Annotated in this window: 12 protein-coding genes; 2 read left to right on the top strand and 10 right to left on the bottom strand. The window is 68.7% G+C overall.

The genetic code is table 11. The features are described from left to right. Positions 1-7: 7 nt before the first annotated feature. The 5 genes from dnaE to lspA form a co-directional block, all read right to left on the bottom strand. Positions 8-3,544 carry a DNA polymerase III subunit alpha gene (gene dnaE, locus JWS14_RS05560; RefSeq protein ID WP_072945321.1) on the bottom strand — a complete coding sequence of 1,179 codons (3,537 nt, stop codon included), beginning with the start codon at positions 3,542-3,544 and terminating at the stop codon, positions 8-10. 98 nt (positions 3,545-3,642) lie between these two features. Beyond that, complete coding sequence (rarD, locus tag JWS14_RS05565) at positions 3,643-4,560, bottom strand: EamA family transporter RarD (RefSeq protein WP_206012653.1); 918 nt, start codon at positions 4,558-4,560, stop codon at positions 3,643-3,645. Further along, a complete protein-coding gene (locus JWS14_RS05570) occupies positions 4,557-5,234 on the bottom strand; it encodes a hypothetical protein (protein WP_206012654.1) in 678 nt (225 codons plus the stop codon). Before JWS14_RS05570 ends, rarD begins: the two co-directional genes overlap by 4 nt. A 1-nt stretch (position 5,235) precedes the next feature. Next, entirely contained in the window at positions 5,236-6,162 is a 927-nt protein-coding gene (locus JWS14_RS05575; RefSeq protein ID WP_005260233.1) for an RluA family pseudouridine synthase, read from the bottom strand. Beyond that, a complete protein-coding gene (lspA, locus tag JWS14_RS05580; protein WP_174705524.1) occupies positions 6,159-6,755 on the bottom strand; it encodes a signal peptidase II in 597 nt (198 codons plus the stop codon). The genes JWS14_RS05575 and lspA overlap by 4 nt, the downstream gene beginning before the upstream one ends. 51 nt (positions 6,756-6,806) lie before the next feature. Between lspA and JWS14_RS05585 the strand changes: the two genes are divergently transcribed. Together JWS14_RS05585 and JWS14_RS05590 are read left to right on the top strand one after the other, a co-directional pair. Beyond that, positions 6,807-7,760 (top strand): hypothetical protein, encoded by a 954-nt coding sequence (locus JWS14_RS05585; RefSeq protein WP_206012655.1) that lies wholly within the window; start codon positions 6,807-6,809, stop codon positions 7,758-7,760. After that, on the top strand, positions 7,760-8,512 hold the full coding sequence (locus JWS14_RS05590; RefSeq protein WP_206012656.1) for a sensor domain-containing protein: 753 nt from the start codon (positions 7,760-7,762) through the stop codon (positions 8,510-8,512). The genes JWS14_RS05585 and JWS14_RS05590 overlap by 1 nt, the downstream gene beginning before the upstream one ends. Positions 8,513-8,612: 100 nt before the next feature. On the opposite strand, the gene JWS14_RS05595 is transcribed toward JWS14_RS05590, so the two are convergent. The 5 genes from JWS14_RS05595 to wag31 form a co-directional block, all read right to left on the bottom strand. Beyond that, positions 8,613-9,113 (bottom strand): WKL family lipoprotein, encoded by a 501-nt coding sequence (locus tag JWS14_RS05595; RefSeq protein WP_012688046.1) that lies wholly within the window; start codon positions 9,111-9,113, stop codon positions 8,613-8,615. Positions 9,114-9,263: 150 nt separating this feature from the next. Next, positions 9,264-10,613, bottom strand: a complete 1,350-nt coding sequence (locus JWS14_RS05600; RefSeq protein WP_455566914.1) for a DNA polymerase IV — start codon at positions 10,611-10,613, stop codon at positions 9,264-9,266. Between the two features lie 31 nt (positions 10,614-10,644). Continuing rightward, positions 10,645-13,809: an isoleucine--tRNA ligase gene (gene ileS, locus JWS14_RS05605; RefSeq protein ID WP_095865245.1), complete on the bottom strand. Its 3,165-nt coding sequence runs from the start codon at positions 13,807-13,809 to the stop codon at positions 10,645-10,647. A 259-nt stretch (positions 13,810-14,068) separates the two neighbouring features. Then, positions 14,069-14,320, bottom strand: coding sequence for a hypothetical protein (locus tag JWS14_RS05610; protein ID WP_206012657.1), 252 nt, complete (start codon positions 14,318-14,320; stop codon positions 14,069-14,071). Between the two features lie 49 nt (positions 14,321-14,369). Further along, positions 14,370-15,206 (bottom strand): DivIVA-like cell division protein Wag31, encoded by an 837-nt coding sequence (gene wag31 / locus JWS14_RS05615; RefSeq protein ID WP_206012658.1) that lies wholly within the window; start codon positions 15,204-15,206, stop codon positions 14,370-14,372. Between the last annotated feature and the right edge of the window lie 46 nt (positions 15,207-15,252).

The raw sequence follows: 15,252 nt of genomic DNA on the forward strand, positions 1-15,252 counted from the left end.
GAAGCGATCAGACGGACAGGCAGCTCGGTCCGAGCAGCGCCTTGAGGTCGCCCATCAACGCCGACGACGGTTCCACCCGGAGCACGTCGTCCACCTTCCACAACGTGACCTCGGTGCCGCCGATCAACCGCACGTGCACGTCCGAGGTGCCCGGATGGCGGGTCAGCACCTGACGCAGCGCGCCGATCTTGTCCTTGGTGCACTGACGCAGCGGCAGACTGACCGCCAACGGCTTCGCTACCCCCACCGCCGAGAGGTCCGGCACCGCAAGGTCGTTGGCGATGAGTGAGATCCGGTCGTCACGGATCGACACGCGCGCCTTGACGAGCACCACGGAGTCCTCGGTGACATCCATCCCGTACACCGAGTAGGCCTGCGGGAAGAACAGCACCTCGATACCACCGGTCAGGTCCTCGAGCTGCGCGGACGCCCAGGTGAGACCGTTCTTGTTGATCCTCCGGTTCACCGACGCGAGGATGCCGCCGACGGTGACCTGGGTGCCGTCCTTGATGTCGCCTTCGAGGATGGTCGGGATCGCGGTGTCGGACTGCGCCGACAACACGTGCTCGACACCGTTGAGCGGGTGCCCGGACACGTACAGTCCCAGCATTTCCCGTTCCAGCGCCAACCGATGCTTGGAGTCCCACTCCTCCTCGGGGATCTTCACGTTGAACACCGAGGCGATCGACTCGTCGGCGTCGTCGCCGCCGAACAGGTCGAACTGGCCGATCGCCTCCGCCTTCTTGGTACCCATCACCGCGTCGATGGCGTCGGCGTGGACGAGCATGAGCCCCTTGCGCGGGTGGCCCAGCGAGTCGAATCCGCCTGCCTTGATCAGCGATTCGGTGACCTTCTTGGAGCAGGCGGCCGCGTCGATCTTGTTGAGGTAGTCGGAGAAGTCGACGAACTTGGACTTCTCCTTGCGCGCCTTGATGATCGAGCCCACCACGTTGGCACCGACGTTGCGGACGGCGCCCATGCCGAACCGGATGTCCTCACCGACGGAGGCGAAGTTGACCTCCGATTCGTTGACGTCCGGCGGCAGCACGGTGATGCCCATCTTGCGGCAGTCCGCGAGGTAGACGGCGGCCTTGTCCTTGTCGTCACCGACCGAGGTGAGCAGACCGGCCATGTACTCGGCCGGATAGTTGGCCTTGAGGTACCCGGTCCAGAACGACACCAGGCCGTACCCGGCGGCGTGCGACTTGTTGAACGCGTACCCGGCGAACGGGAGGATGGTGTCCCACAGCGCCTTGATGGCGGGCTCGGAGAACTCGTTGGCGAGCATGCCCTCGCGGAAACCGGCGTACGCCTCCTCCAGCACCGACAGCTTCTTCTTACCCATGGCGCGGCGGAGAATGTCGGCCTGCCCGAGCGAGTACCCGGCCACCTTCTGCGCGATCTGCATGATCTGCTCCTGGTAGACGATCAGGCCGTACGTGTCGGCCAGGATCTCCTTCAGGGGCTCCTCGAGTTCCGGGTGGATGGGTTTGACCTCTTGCCGCCCGTTCTTGCGGTCGGCGTAGTCGTTGTGCGCGTTCATGCCCATCGGACCTGGCCGGTACAGCGCGAGCACCGCGACGATGTCCTCGAAGCCGGTGGGCTGCATGCGGCGCAGCAGATCGCGCATCGCACTGCCGTCGAGCTGGAACACGCCGAGAGTGTCGCCGCGCGAGAGCAGTTCGTACGTGGCCGTGTCGTCGAGCGCGAGGGTGTCGAGATCGAGTTCGATCCCCCGGTTCGCCTTGATGTTGTCGATGGCGTCACCGATGACGGTGAGGTTCCGCAGTCCGAGGAAGTCCATCTTCAGCAGGCCGATGGCCTCGCACGACGGGTAGTCCCAGCCGGTGATGATGGCGCCGTCCTGGGCGCGCTTCCACACGGGAATCGCGTCCATCAGCGGTTCGGACGACATGATCACCGCGCAGGCGTGGACGCCGGCGTTACGGATCAGGCCCTCGAGCCCCTTGGCCGTCTGGTAGATCTTCGCGACGTCCGGGTTGGAGTCGATGAGGGCGCGAACCTCCACCGCTTCCTTGTAGCGCTCGTGGTTCGGGTCGGTGATGCCGGACACCGAGATGTCCTTGGCCATGATCGGCGGCGGCAGCGCCTTGGTGATCTGGTCGGCGATCGCGAAACCGGGCTGACCGAACTGGACGCGGGCGGAGTCCTTGATGGCCGCCTTCGTCTTGATGGTGCCGAACGTGATGACCTGGGCGACGCGGTCGCTGCCCCACTTGTCCGTCGCGTACCGCACCATCTCGCCGCGACGGCGGTCGTCGAAGTCGATGTCGATATCGGGCATGGACACGCGCTCGGGGTTCAGGAACCGCTCGAACAGCAGGCCGTGCGGGATGGGGTCGATGTTGGTGATGCCCATCGCGTAGGCGACGAGCGAACCGGCGGCCGAGCCTCGGCCGGGGCCGACCCGGATGCCGACCTCCCGCGCGTGGTTGATGAGGTCGCCGACGACGAGGAAGTAGGCGGGGAAACCCATTTCGAGGATGACGCCGATCTCGTAGTCGGCGCGGGCCAGGTACTCTTCGGGCGGTCCGTCGGGGAACCGGCGGTCCAGCCCGCGCATGACCTCCTTGCGCAGCCAGGTGCCCTGCGTCTCGCCCTCGGGGACCGGGAAGATCGGCATCCGGTCGTGGTGCGCCCACACGTCGTCGTACGGCTGGACACGCTCGGCGATGAGGAGGGTGTTGTCGCACGCGCCGGGGACCTGGTCGTCCCACAGGGCCCGCATCTCCGCGGCGGACTTGAGGAAGTAGCCGTCACCGTCGAACTTGAACCGGGTGGGGTCGGACAGCGTCTTGCCGGTCTGGATGCACAGCAGCGCCTCGTGGTTCTCCGCGGCGTCCTTCGTGACGTAGTGGCAGTCGTTGGTGGCGAGCGGCGGAATCTCGAGCTTCTTGCTGATCTCGAGGAGGCCCTCACGCACGCGTCGCTCGATCGACAGCCCGTGGTCCATCAGCTCGAGGAAGAAGTTGTCCTTGCCCCAGATCTCCTGCCACTTGGCTGCCGCCTCGAGCGCCTCGCGGTCGTGGCCGAGTCGCAGCCGCGTCTGGATCTCGCCGGACGGGCAGCCCGTGGTCGCGATGATGCCCTCGTGGTGGGTGGCGATGAGGTCTTCGTCCATTCGCGCCCACTTGCCGAGCTGACCTTCGATCGACGCGAGCGAGGACAGCTTGAACAGGTTCCGCAGACCGGTCGCGTTCTCGGCAACCATCGTCATGTGGGTGTACGCGCCGCTACCGGAGACGTCGTCGGACTTCTGGCTGCGGTCGCCCCACAGCACACGCTTGGTGTTGAAGCGGGACTCGGGCGCGACGTACGCCTCGATGCCGATGATCGGCTTGATGCCCTGGTTCTTCGCCACGTTGTAGAACTCGCTGGCGCCGTACATGTTGCCGTGGTCGGTCATGCCCACCGCCGACATCTCCAGCCGCGCGGCCTCTTCGAACAGGGGGCCGACCTTGGCCGCACCGTCGAGCATCGAGTACTCGGTGTGATTGTGCAGATGTACGAACGAGTCAGCCACGTGCGCCTCTCTGAAGGTCTGGGAGCCTCACGAGTGTAGGCCCTCGGACCGACAGCACCGGTCGCCGACGGCGGGTGTCGGCGAAGTCGTGACGCGAGTTACGGGACGGGCGCCTGGGACGGGGCGGAATTGCGCCGCTCGCGCCGGACCCGCACCAGCGCATCGGTACTGAAGATCGCGAGCGCCACCCAGATCAGGGCGAAACCGATCCACCGCGACGCGGGCATGTCCTCGTGGAGAACGGCGACGCCCCACGCCATCTGCAGCGCCGGTGTCAGGTACTGCAGCATGCCGAGTGTGCGCAACGGCACCCGTTGCGCCGCGGCGCCGAACAGCAGCAGAGGCAGGGCGGTCACCGGGCCTGCGGCCATCAGCAGCAGGGTGTGCCCGACCCCGAACCCCAGGAACGTGCCTGCGCCGGTGAGGGCGAGGAACACGAGATAGCCGACCGCGACGGGTGCGGCGACGATGCCCTCGGCCGTGAGGCTCGTCCGCGGATCGAGCGGCATCACCTTCTTGCACAGCCCGTACAGCGCGAACGAGGCGGCCAGGGTGAGCGCGATGTACGGCGGATGCCCGTAGTCGACGGTGATCACGATCACCGCGACGGCGGCGAGGGCGAGCGCGACGATCTGGGCGGGCACGAGCCGTTCCCGGAAGATCACGACCCCGAGCAGCACGCTCACCAACGGGTTGATGAAGTAGCCGAGCGCGGTCTCGACCACCCGGTCCGACGTGACCCCGTAGATGTAGGTGCCCCAGTTCACGGCGATGGCCGTCGACGCGGCCGTGACCAGCAGCCAGGTGCGCGCGCTGAGCCCGCGCAGCGAGCGGAGCCGGCCCGAGACCGCGAGGACGACGAACATGAGTGCGAGCGTCCACACCACGCGGTGCGCGAGGATCTCCACCGACCCGGCCGGGCCGAGCAGACCGAAGAACGCGGGGAACGCACCCCACAGCACGTAGGCGCCGACTCCGCAGGCGGCGCCCACGGTTTCCGCCTTCCGCGCCGTCACGAACCGCTCCCCGGGACGGCCCCGTCGTCGGGGCCGGGCGCGACGGTCTCGACCTGCTCCGGCAGCAGCGGGCGCACCGCGAACCGCCCGGCCACGGCGTCGGCGCCGAGCGCCTCGACCGCCCGGACGTCCGGTTCGGACCGCAGCGCGGCCAGCGCGTCGTGATCACCGCGGACGACGACGCCGATCACACACGCGCAGTTCCGGGCGAGTTCCGCCGACGAGACCGCCGCGATCTGCGCCTGCCGCGCCGTCTCGCCCGTCATCGCCTGGACGCGGCCGGCGGCCAGGACGCTCGCCCGGGCGAGGGCCGCGTCGCCTGCCGCGACGGACACGGGCACGAGGGGGGTCTGCACCCGGTCGAGCGGCACGCGGAAGAGCACCTGCGACACCCGGGTGCCGGACGCAGCGCCCCGGACGGTCTCCGTGGTCACCGGACGCGTGAACGAGACCAGCGCCCAGTGCTCGTGGCGACCGTCCGCCTCGTCGAGCGATCGGTCCGCCCGAGCCAGGTAGTCGGCCACCGCTTCCCCGTTGTCCGGGCCCAGCGTGTCCGTCGACACGGGCGCCCGCCGAACGGGGTTCAGTGCCCCGAGCACGACCGTCACCGCGATCAGCACGACGACGGTGAGCACTGCCGGCACCGCGGCACCGCCGGGGCGCGGGAGCCGCACCTCAGCTCGCCCGCAGAACCCCGAGAGCGTCCTCGAGATCCTTCGGGTACTTGGACGTGATCTCGACCCACCGCCCGTCCGCGGGATGCGCGAAACCGAGCGACCGGGCGTGCAGCCACTGGCGCTCCAGCCCGAGGCGCTCCGCCAGCCGCGGATCGGCCCCGTACGTGAGGTCGCCGCAGCACGGGTGCCGCAGCGCCGCGAAGTGGACGCGGATCTGATGGGTCCGGCCCGTCTCCAGGTGGATGTCGAGCAGGCTCGCCGCCTGGAACGCCTCGACCGTGTCGTAGTGGGTGATGCTGGGCTTGCCGTCGGCGGTGACGGCGAACTTCCAGTCGTTGCTGCGGTGCCTGCCGATCGGCGCGTCGATGGTTCCGCTGCTCGGATCCGGGTGACCCTGCACCAGCGCGTGGTACCGCTTGTCGATGGTCCGCTGCTTGAACGCACGCTTGAGGAGTGTGTAGGCGCGCTCCGACGTGGCCACCACCATCACTCCGGACGTGCCGACGTCCAGCCGGTGCACGATGCCCTGACGCTCGTGCGCACCGGACGTCGAGATCCGGAAGCCCGCGGCGGCGAGGCCGCCGATCACCGTCGGACCGGTCCACCCCACGCTGGCGTGGGCCGCGACCCCGACCGGTTTGTCGACGGCGACCACGTCGTCGTCCGCGTACAGGATCTCCATGCCCTCGACGGGTTCCGCCTCGATGGTCAGCGGCCGCGGCGGTTCGGGAAGTTCCACCTCCAGCCAGGTGCCTGCGGACAGCCGGTCGGACTTGCCGACGGGCGCGCCGTCGACGAGCACCGAACCTTCCTCGGTGAGCTGCGCGACCGCGGTGCGCGACAGACCGAGCAGCCGGGCGAGGCCGGCGTCGACCCGCATCGCTTCGAGCCCGTCCGGGACCGGCATCGACCGTGTTTCCCTCACTTCTCTACCCCCTTACGTGTTCCGTCCGGTTCCAGCCCCACCAGCGTGAGCACGACGAGCAGGATCGCACCGCACACGATCGCGGAGTCCGCCACGTTGAACACCGGCCACCAGCCGACGGAGACGAAATCGACGACGTGCCCCTGCATCACTCCGGGGGCCCGGAAGAACCGGTCGACGAGATTGCCGAGGGCGCCCCCGAGCACCAGCCCGAGACCGAGCGCCCACCACGGCGACCGCAGCGTCCGGCCGATCCGGACGACGCCGATCACCACACCCACGGCGACGAGGGTCAGCAGCCACGTCATGCCGGTGGCCATGGAGAACGCCGCGCCCGGGTTGCGCACGAGCCGCAGCGAGACGAGGTCCCCGATCAGCCAGACCGGGCGGCCGGGCTCGATGTTGGCGACGGCGAGGATCTTCGTCAGCAGGTCGGTCGCGAGGATCGTCCCTGCGATCGCGAACAGCAGCAGCCTGCGCTGATGCTTCGCCGGCCGGGGGGCTACGGCGCCGGACGTGTCACCGTCGTTCCGGTCTTCGGCGTCGGTCTCGTTCTCTGCCGTGGGGTCTTGACTCACCCGTTCATCATCCACTACGGAGGCAAGCCTCCGTTCACGCGCTCCCGCGCGCACTAGCCTGGGGGCGTGCCACTGTTCTCGAAAGCTCTGCGACCCGGATTCTGCCTGCTCGCCGCAACCCTCTCCCTGGTCGCTCTGACCGCCGGGTGCGGAGGTGACGGCGACTCCTCGGAGTCGACCCCCGCAGGGTCCACGTCCACTCCCGCCGAAGTGACCGTCCCGATCTCCGCCACCACCGTCGAACTGATCCAGCCCGGCGAGGAACCGCGGGAGGTGATCTCGCGGAGACCGCCGGCGGGAGTCACGCAGGACGTCCAGCTGACCACGGACGCGCAGGTGTTCCAGCAGATCGACGACCAGCCCGCCCAGGACTTCTCCTCCCCCCAGGTGACGCTCCCCCTCACCGCCGCCGTCGGCCGGGCGACCGAGGACGCGGACGGCGGCACCACCGTCGACCTCACGCTCGGCGACGTCACCAGCCCCGACGGCCGCCTCGGCAGCGCGCTCGAAGCCAGTGCCGGTTCCGGCGCCGGCTTCACCGTCGATCCCACCGGTGCGATCACGGCGCTGCGCCTGCGACCGGACGCCGAGTCCCAGGACATCGCCCGCTCCGCGATCGAGCAGGCCTTCTACCAGGCCGTGTACCGCACGGTCCCGTTTCCGGCGGAACCGGTCGGCGTGGGCGCCCAGTGGACGATCCGCCAGCAGGTGATGAGCGGCATCGCCCTCGACCAGACGACCGTGGCCACCCTGACCGCGCGGGACGGCAACCGCCTCACCATCGACTACACGATCGACCAGAAGCCGAAGTCGCCCGTGTGGGAACTGCCCGGAGAGGCAGGCACGCTGAACGTCGACCAGTACGTGATGCAGGGCTCGGGCACCATGACCGTCGACCTCGGTCTGCCGCTGCCGGTGTCCGGGACCGTGACCGTGGGCGGTGACCAGCAGTACAGCGACCCCGACGGCGCCACCCGCCTGCACCAGACCACGTCGAACTCGGTCCGGTGGGGTTCCTGATGCGCCGCGGACCCGTCGCCGCCTACTGCTCCTTGCTGGCCGTGCTCGCGCTGTCGGCGTGCTCGTCGAACGCGTCCGGCGACGCGGGCGACGCCACCGCGCTGGAGCCGCTCGGTCCGGTGGTGACCGCCGCGCAGGACGCGGCGGGTACATCGTTCGCCGATCAGGCCGCGCTGAAGGCGGCGCTCCTCGACGTCGGCGACCTTCCCGTCGGATTCACCCCGGTGCCCGATCCCGAGGACGATCTGGGGTTGCCGCCGGCGTCGGAGTCGGCGGATTCCGACAAGTCGAGCACGGATCCCGCGGACTGCGGCGCGGTGCTGTCACCGGTCGCGGACCAGCGCGCGGGAGCGGCGGCCTCGGCGTCCGGCTGGTTCACCGGCCCGGGCTTCGCGACCATCGACCAGGACGCGGCGAGCTACGCCACCGGCGCGGACGCGTCCCAGGCCTTCGCCGCGGTGCAGGAGCGGCTGCCGGGATGCACCCAGTACAGCGGCACGGACGCCGACGGCGTGCAGGTGCAGTACCGGATCGGGGGCCGCGAGCAGCAGCCCGCGGGCGACGCGTCGACGGCGTTCCGGCTCGTCACCACCAGCGAGGGCGTCAGTCTCGTCTCGGATGTGGTGGTGGTCGTCGTCGGCAGCACCGTCACTCAACTGGTCGCGACGGGACAGGACCCGATCGACGCCGGCGTCATGAACGACCTGACGAGCACCGCCGTGGCGAAGCTCGCGCCCGCACCCGCCGGCTGAGCCGGTCCCCGTAGACGACCGATGCCGGCTTCCCCGAGGGGACACCGGCATCGGTGCGGGAACGCGGCGATCCGTCAGGACCGCACGGTTCGGCCTGGAATCAGGCAGGGCATGCAGGCGAGGTCAGCTGCGCGAGCGACACGATCTGGCATGCGGTGATCTTCGACAGCTTCCACGTTCCGTTCTCGCCGGGAACGAAGATGGCCGGAACGCCACCCTGCTGGACCTGGCCGTTGACGGTCAGCTGCAGCTGGCCGCTGGCGGTGCCGTCACCGTTGTCGATGACCGGGTCGAGAACGGTGACCTCGGCGTTGTTGGCCTTGGCGGCCGCGGCGACCTGGTTGATGAGCTCCGGATCCTGCTCCGAGCCCTCGACCATCGCGGACTTGACCTCGAGCGGCGTCGCCGGGTCGAGGCCCTGCACCAGAAGCGCGTTGAGATCGGCCGCGGTGGGCACCTCGATGGCTTCCGAGGTCTCGGCAGCTGCGGAAGTCGTCGTCGTGGTCTTGGCCGCCGTGTCGCCCTCGTCGGAGCCACACGCGGACATCGTGAGGGCTGCGGCGATTGCAACTCCGGCAACCGTGATCTTACGAAGCTTCAACTCAATAACCTCTTCATTCTCGGTGTTCGTTCTCGGACGATCTGAGCTCGTTCGCTACCCGGGCGACATTACCCAAGGGTAGGCATCAGCGCCCGAGGCTACCTTCTCGTGGAGCCGGTCTCCACTCCCTCGTTCGGGCGGCGGGTCCGGTCACGCGAGCGAGCCTTCCACATCGGCCGGTTCGAGCTGCCCGTCGTCCTCCTTGAAGGTGCGGGCCTTTCCCGGACCCGTTGTGCGCGTTTCGAATCGAACGGTCACGACACCGTGCCCGGCACCCTGCACCCAGCCGTGGCCGAAGTCCGGGTGCGCCACGTCGAGACCGGGATGCCACCGGGTGTCGATCGCCCGGGCGGGTGCCGGGACGGGCTCGGAGAGGCCGTCGTCACCGGCCGCCTCCGTGATCTTCGACTCCTGGTATCCCGGCACGTCCAGGTCCAGTTCGGGGAACAGCGAGCCCTGGCGCACCGTCGACAGTCCGGCGAACCCCACCCCGACCAGACGCACCGGCCCGAGTTCGATCGGGTCGATCACCTGACGCTGCGCGGCCGCGACCAGAATGTGACGGTCGAGTGTCGCGTAGGGCAGCGTGACCGAACGCGTCACGATGCTCATGTCCGACTTCTTCAGCTTCAGCACCACCGTGCGCGCGGCCCGGCCGTCCTTCTGCAGGCGCACGAACGCGGACGCCGCGCTCGACTCGACGGCGCCCCGCAGTTCCGCCATCGTGACGATGTCGGTGGCGAAAGTCGTCTCCGCACTGACTTGTTTGGACTCGGCACGCTCGGCGACCGGCCGATTGTCGATGCCCTGCGCCAACCGGTGCAGGCCCGGTCCGATCGTGGTGCCCAGAATCGACGCGACCTCCGATTCGGGGGTCCGCGCGAAACCGCCGATGGTCTCGATGCCGAGCCGCTTCAGTTTCTCCTCCGCGACCGGGCCGATGCCCCACAGCTTCCGCACCGGAAGCTCGTCCAGCACCGCGTGCTGCTCGTCCGGCGAAATCACCGTGATCCCGTCGGGTTTGGCGAGACCGGACGCGATCTTGGCCACCTGTTTCCCCGACCCGGCCCCGATGGACGCGACGAGCCCCGTCTCCCCGAGGACCAGGGCCCGCAGACCCTCGCAATAGCGTTGCACCGCGGCCGCATCCGCTCCGGCCAGTTCGGTGGGTTCGCCGAACGCCTCGTCCATCGACAGCTGCTCGAGCACCGGCATCGGCCCGCGGAGCGCGTCGAACACGGACTTGCTGAGCATGCCGTACAGCCGGCCCCGCGGCGGCAGCACCACCGCACCCGGGCCCACCAGCCTCCGGGCCTGATGCATCGGCATGGCCGACCGCGCGCCGAACACCCGCGCCTCGTAGCTGGCCCCGGCGACGACACCGCGTCCGCCGAGACCGCCGACGAGAACCGGGCGGCCGCGGAGCGTCGGCCGGGTGAGCTGCTCGACGGACGCGAAGAACGCGTCCATGTCGAGGTGCAGCACCCACCGACGACTCACCTGGTGCAAAATACCCGCCCGGTCCGACAGGTCACGCCTTCGTGATCGCCGCCCGCACACCCTCACCGAGTTCGACGGCATCGCCCGGCGCTTCGGCCAGTTCCAGCTCGACGGCGAGGATCTCGCCCGCGATCAGTTCCCGGTGCGCGAGCGCCCAGTCCCGCCGTTCCGCGGGCACGTCGAGGACGACGGTGATCCGATCCGACACCTCGAGCCCGGCCGCGCGGCGCGCGTCCTGCAACTCGCGGATCCGGTCCTTCGCCCAGCCCTCGGCTTCGAGTTCCTCGGTGACCGCCGAGTCCAGGACCACCAGACCGGCCCCGTCGGGCAGGGCCGCCGTGGATTCCGGTTCGGCGGCGACGAGCCGCTGCGTGTACTCCTCCGGCAGCAATTCGATCCCCGCGGCGACGACGACGCCGTCCGAATTCTCCGACCAGTCACCGGCCTTCACGGCCTTGATGACGGTCTGCACGTCCTTGCCCAGCCGCGGCCCCGCGGCACGCGCGTTGACGACGAGCTCGAAGCGGCCGTGCACGTCCACGTCGGTGGTGAGGTCGACCTTCTTGACGTTGACCTCGTCGGCGATGAGACCGAGGTACGGGCGCAGCCGCTCCGCGTCCTCGGACGCGACCGTCACCTCGGGCAGCGGCAGCCGCACCCGCAGGTTCTGCGCCTTGCGCAGACCCAGCACCGTCGAGCACACCGACCGCACCTCGTCCATCGCCGACACCAGCTCCGCATCCGCGGGCAGTTCACCCTGGGCCGGCCAGTCCGCGAGATGCACGGACCGTCCGCCGGTCAGCCCCCGCCAGATCACCTCACTGATGAGCGGCAGCAACGGGGCGGCAAGCCGGGTGACCACCTCGAGCACGGTGTGCAGCGTGTCGACGGCCTCGGCGTCCTCGTCCCAGAACCGCGAACGCGACCGCCGCACATACCAGTTCGTCAACGCGTCGCAGAACGTGCGCAATTCGTCGCACGCCCCGGCGATGTCGTTCGTCTCGAGCGCGTCGGTGATGACGTCTCGGGTGCCTGCCAGCTTCGCGAGGATGTACCGGTCCAGGACGTTCGTCGAATCCGTGCGCCACTCACCGGACGTCGGCGCGTACAACTGCAGGAAGCTCCACGCGTTCCACAGCGGCAGCAGCGCCTGCCGGACACCCTCCCGGATGCCCTGCTCGGTGACGACGAGGTTTCCGCCGCGCAGGATCGGCGAAGACATGAGGAACCAGCGCATGGCGTCGGAGCCGTCGCGCTCGAACACCTCCTTCACGTCCGGGTAGTTGCCCTTGGACTTGCTCATCTTCAGGCCGTCCTCGCCCAGGACGATGCCGTGGGCCGCAACGGTCTTGAACGCGGGCCGATCGAACAGCGCCGTCGCCAGGACGTGCAGCGTATAGAACCAGCCGCGGGTCTGCCCGTTGTACTCGACGATGAAATCGCCCGGGAAATGCGCAGTGTCATCCCCCGTCGCTCCGCTCGCCCCGATGAACCACTCCCGGTTCTCGAATGGGTAGTGCACCTGCGCGTACGGCATCGACCCGGACTCGAACCAGCAGTCGAGGACCTCCGGAACGCGCCGCATCATCGACTTCCCGGTCGGGTCGTCCGGGTTCGGGCGCACCAGATCGTCGATCATCGGGCGGTGCAGATCCGTCGGCCGCACCCCGAAGTCACGCTCGAGTTCGTCGAGGGAGCCGTACACGTCCGTGCGCGGGTACGCCGGGTCGTCGGACACCCACACCGGAATCGGGCTGCCCCAGTACCGGTTGCGGCTGATGTTCCAGTCGCGGGCACCCTCGAGCCACTTGCCGAACTGTCCGTCGCGGATGTGCTCGGGCACCCAGGTGATGTCCTGGTTCAGCTCCACCATGCGCTCGCGGAACTTGGTGACCGCGACGAACCACGACGGGACCGCCATGTAGATCAGCGGCTGCCCGCTGCGCCAGCTGTGCGGGTACGAGTGCTCGATCGTCTCGTGCCGCAGCAACTTTCCAGCAGCCTTGAGGTCCTTGATGATCACCGGGTTCGCGTCGAACACCAGGAGACCCTCGTACGGCGGCACCATCGCCGTGAACTTGCCGCCCGGATCGAGCGGCTGCACCAGTTCGATGCCGTTGCGGACGCAGTAGTCGTAGTCCTCCTCACCGAAAGCCGGTGCCATGTGCACGATTCCGGTACCGGACTCGGTGGTCACGTAGTCGGCGGACAGCACCACGTGCGCGTTGTCGTGGCCGGCGAAGAAGTCGAACGGCGGGTCGTAACTGAGCCCGACGAGCTCGGAACCCTTGTGCTCGGACAGCACCTCCGGAGCCTCGCCGAGTTCGCGGGCATAATGCCCCAGCCGGTCCTTCGCGAGCACGTAACGCTTCCCGTCGCCGCCCGCGACCTGCACGTAGTCGATGTCCGGGTGCACTGCGACGGCGAGGTTGGACGGCAGCGTCCACGGGGTGGTGGTCCAGATGATGGCGTTGGCGCCGTCGAGCGGGCCCTCACCGCGGAGCGGCATGTCGACCGTGACGGCGGGATCCTGGCGCATCTTGTAGGCGTCGTCGAGCCGCGTCTCCTGGTTCGACAGTGGCGTCTGCTCGTACCAGCTGTACGGCAGCACGCGGAAGCCCTGGTAGATCAGGCCCTTGTCGAACAGTTCCTTGAACGCCCACATGACCGACTCCATGAAGTCGAGGTCCAGGGTCTTGTAGTCGTTGTCGAAGTCGACCCACCGGGCCTGACGGGTCACGTAGTCGCGCCACTCGTCCGTGTAGCGCAGCACCGACGACTTGCAGTACTCGTTGAACTTCTCGAGACCCATGACGTCGATCTCGGACTTGTCCTTGATGCCGAGTTGCTTCTCCGCCTCGAGTTCGGCGGGCAGCCCGTGACAGTCCCAGCCGAATCGGCGCTCGACCTTCTTGCCGCGCATGGTCTGGAACCGCGGCACCAGGTCCTTGACGTACCCCGTCAGGAGGTGGCCGTAGTGCGGGAGACCGTTCGCGAACGGCGGGCCGTCGTAGAACACGAACTCGGGGGCGTCCTCGCGCTGGGCGACCGAGGCCCGGAAGGTGTCGTCCTCGTCCCAGCCGGCCAGCACCCGCTGCTCGATCTGGGGGAATCGGACGCCGGCGTCCTGGGAGACGCCGTAGTCGACCTTGGGGTACGACTCGTTGCTGCTGGTCACGTTGCTGGTGTCGGTCACCGCGATCTCCTCGTGCCTGACGTACTCGGCACGGGGACGACGGGGACGCCTCCTGCGTCACCACCGCGGTACCACCCCGCTTGCACCCCGGAGGGCGCCTCTCGGTGCAGGGCTGTGACGGGCCCACCCGTTCGGTTCTACTGAGCCGGCGTGCCGGCCGTTCTTCCGAAGGCTCCCCGGTGATGGCCGGATCGTCGCCACGAATCGGTTACTGAATTGTTCGCTGTATGCAGTCTAGCCGCCACCGCCGGACGGCAACTCAGTCGGGCTCGTCGGATCCGGGTGTCGCGCCCGTATCGGCTGCGGGACCGCGTTCACCGGGAACGCCGCTCGCGGGTTGCCGGGGCACGACCGCGGCCTTCTTACCCGCGAGGGCGCTGACGAGCAGCAGGACCGCTCCGGCGACACATACCACGATGCATCCCCAGGCCCACACGACCGAACCTGTCATGAGAGCCACCACAAGGAGAGCGAACCCCACCGCTGCAAAAGCGAGTGTCACGACCAGCACGGCTCAACCTCTATCCGGGCCGCTGGCTGGGCAACTACCGCGCGCTCAGTCAGCTATTGCCCTTGGCGTAGGACTGGCTGTAATTGGACTGCGATCCACCCTGCGCGAACGAATCCTGACCGCCGTCCACCGGAACCGCGGATCCCCGCTGCTCCAGTTCCTCGAGCTGCGACTCCAGGTACGACTTCAGGCGCACACGGTATTCGCGCTCGAACGTCTTGAGCTGCTCGATTCGACCCTCCAGCACGGAACGCTGCTGGTTGATCGTCGCCATGATCTCGGTGTGCTTCTTCTCCGCGTCCGCCTGCAGCGCGTCGGCCTTCTCCTTGGCCTGGCGCAGCTGGGTCTCGGAACGGGTCTGAGCGTCGGTGATCAGTGCTTCCGACTTCTGGCGGGCGTCCGAGATCATCGTCTCGGAGCGGGTCCGCGCGTCGCCGACCAGCTGCTCCGAGTTGGTGCGCGCGTTGCCGAGCAGCTGCTCGGACTCGGTCTTCGCGTCGCTCGTCAGCCGGTCTGCCATTTCCTGGGCGAGACCCAGGACCTTGGCGGCCTGCATGTGAGCGTCGGCGCCCTGGGCGGGAGCGGCGGCAGCCGGAGCCGGAGCGGGCGCCGGAGCCTTGGGCTGCTCGACGACGCGCGCCGGCTCCGCCTTGGGGGCGGGAGTCGGTGCTGCGGACGTGGAGCGGGGAGCCTTCTTCGCATCGGCGAGCTCCTTGTCGAGCTCCCCTACTCGCTGCCGAAGGTCGGCGTTCTCCTCGATCAGGCGCGACAACTCTTGCTCGACGAGGTCGAGAAACGCATCGACTTCGTCTTCGTTGTAGCCCCGCTTACCGATCGGTGGCTTGCTGAACGCGACATTGTGCACATCAGCGGGAGTCAGCGGCATGGAAGGATCCCTTCACGCGTCATTTGGCGGTCTAGCAAGCATTCAG

This window comes from Rhodococcus koreensis (assembly GCF_017068375.1).
Classification (GTDB): Bacteria; Actinomycetota; Actinomycetes; order Mycobacteriales; family Mycobacteriaceae; genus Rhodococcus_F; species Rhodococcus_F koreensis.